Genomic DNA, 1,973 nt, shown 5'->3' on the forward strand with positions numbered 1-1,973 from the left:
GTTCGAAGCCGCTCTTTAACAATCGATCAGGTAATTCATGTGGGCGCTTGCCGATGGCTCGGTGATCATGTCATTGAACCATCAAGGCAAGCGACTCGTCATAGATCTTCGGATCTATTTGAGAACGTTTGAACCTTGAGCCAAGTTTGGTGCTACTTCAAGCACTTATGATCTTAAACTGAAGAGTTTGATCATGGCTCAGATTGAACGCTGGCGGCAGGCCTAACACATGCAAGTCGAGCGGAAACGATGGAAGCTTGCTTCCAGGCGTCGAGCGGCGGACGGGTGAGTAATGCATAGGAATCTGCCCGGTAGTGGGGGATAACCTGGGGAAACCCAGGCTAATACCGCATACGTCCTACGGGAGAAAGCAGGGGATCTTCGGACCTTGCGCTATCGGATGAGCCTATGTCGGATTAGCTGGTTGGTGAGGTAACGGCTCACCAAGGCGACGATCCGTAGCTGGTCTGAGAGGATGATCAGCCACATCGGGACTGAGACACGGCCCGAACTCCTACGGGAGGCAGCAGTGGGGAATATTGGACAATGGGCGAAAGCCTGATCCAGCCATGCCGCGTGTGTGAAGAAGGCTTTCGGGTTGTAAAGCACTTTCAGTGGGGAAGAAATCCTCGGGGCCAATACCCTCGAGGGAGGACATCACCCACAGAAGAAGCACCGGCTAACTCCGTGCCAGCAGCCGCGGTAATACGGAGGGTGCGAGCGTTAATCGGAATTACTGGGCGTAAAGCGCGCGTAGGCGGCGTGATAAGCCGGTTGTGAAAGCCCCGGGCTCAACCTGGGAACGGCATCCGGAACTGTCAGGCTAGAGTGCAGGAGAGGAAGGTAGAATTCCCGGTGTAGCGGTGAAATGCGTAGAGATCGGGAGGAATACCAGTGGCGAAGGCGGCCTTCTGGACTGACACTGACGCTGAGGTGCGAAAGCGTGGGTAGCAAACAGGATTAGATACCCTGGTAGTCCACGCCGTAAACGATGTCGACTAGCCGTTGGGGTCCTTGTGACCTTTGTGGCGCAGTTAACGCGATAAGTCGACCGCCTGGGGAGTACGGCCGCAAGGTTAAAACTCAAATGAATTGACGGGGGCCCGCACAAGCGGTGGAGCATGTGGTTTAATTCGATGCAACGCGAAGAACCTTACCTACTCTTGACATCGTGCGAACTTGGTAGAGATACCTTGGTGCCTTCGGGAACGCACAGACAGGTGCTGCATGGCCGTCGTCAGCTCGTGTTGTGAAATGTTGGGTTAAGTCCCGTAACGAGCGCAACCCTTGTCCCTATTTGCCAGCACGTAATGGTGGGAACTCTAGGGAGACTGCCGGTGACAAACCGGAGGAAGGTGGGGACGACGTCAGGTCATCATGGCCCTTACGAGTAGGGCTACACACGTGCTACAATGGCCGGTACAAAGGGTTGCGAAGCCGCGAGGTGGAGCTAATCCCGAAAAGCCGGTCTCAGTCCGGATCGGAGTCTGCAACTCGACTCCGTGAAGTCGGAATCGCTAGTAATCGTGAATCAGAATGTCACGGTGAATACGTTCCCGGGCCTTGTACACACCGCCCGTCACACCATGGGAGTGGACTGCACCAGAAGTGGTTAGCTTAACCCTCGGGGGAGCGATCACCACGGTGTGGTTCATGACTGGGGTGAAGTCGTAACAAGGTAGCCGTAGGGGAACCTGCGGCTGGATCACCTCCTTATCGATATGTCTCCGACTGTCGGCAAGTGCTCACAATGAATTACCTGATCGACCAGAGCAAAAGACTGTTTGGGTATAGGCCCAGCGTGACCTTCGGGTCTGTAGCTCAGTTGGTTAGAGCGCACCCCTGATAAGGGTGAGGTCGGCAGTTCAAATCTGCCCAGACCCACCATTCTCTGAATGGCCGGAGCGCTCAGTTGGTGAGAGCGCACCCCCGGGTATTCTGTAAAGAGAAGGGTGAGGTCGCGGGGTTTGTTC

1 tRNA gene and 1 rRNA gene are annotated in these 1,973 nt (G+C 55.2%); both read left to right on the top strand.

The annotated features are described in order from the left end of the window. Positions 1-175: 175 nt before the first annotated feature. Positions 176-1,716: ribosomal RNA gene (locus RAN53_RS16285) — 16S ribosomal RNA — on the top strand. 94 nt (positions 1,717-1,810) lie between these two features. Further along, a tRNA-Ile gene (locus RAN53_RS16290) sits at positions 1,811-1,887 on the top strand. The last annotated feature ends 86 nt before the right edge of the window (positions 1,888-1,973 follow it).

The organism is Halomonas sp. SSL-5, assembly GCF_030708455.1.
In the GTDB taxonomy this organism is placed as follows: Bacteria; Pseudomonadota; Gammaproteobacteria; order Pseudomonadales; family Halomonadaceae; genus Halomonas.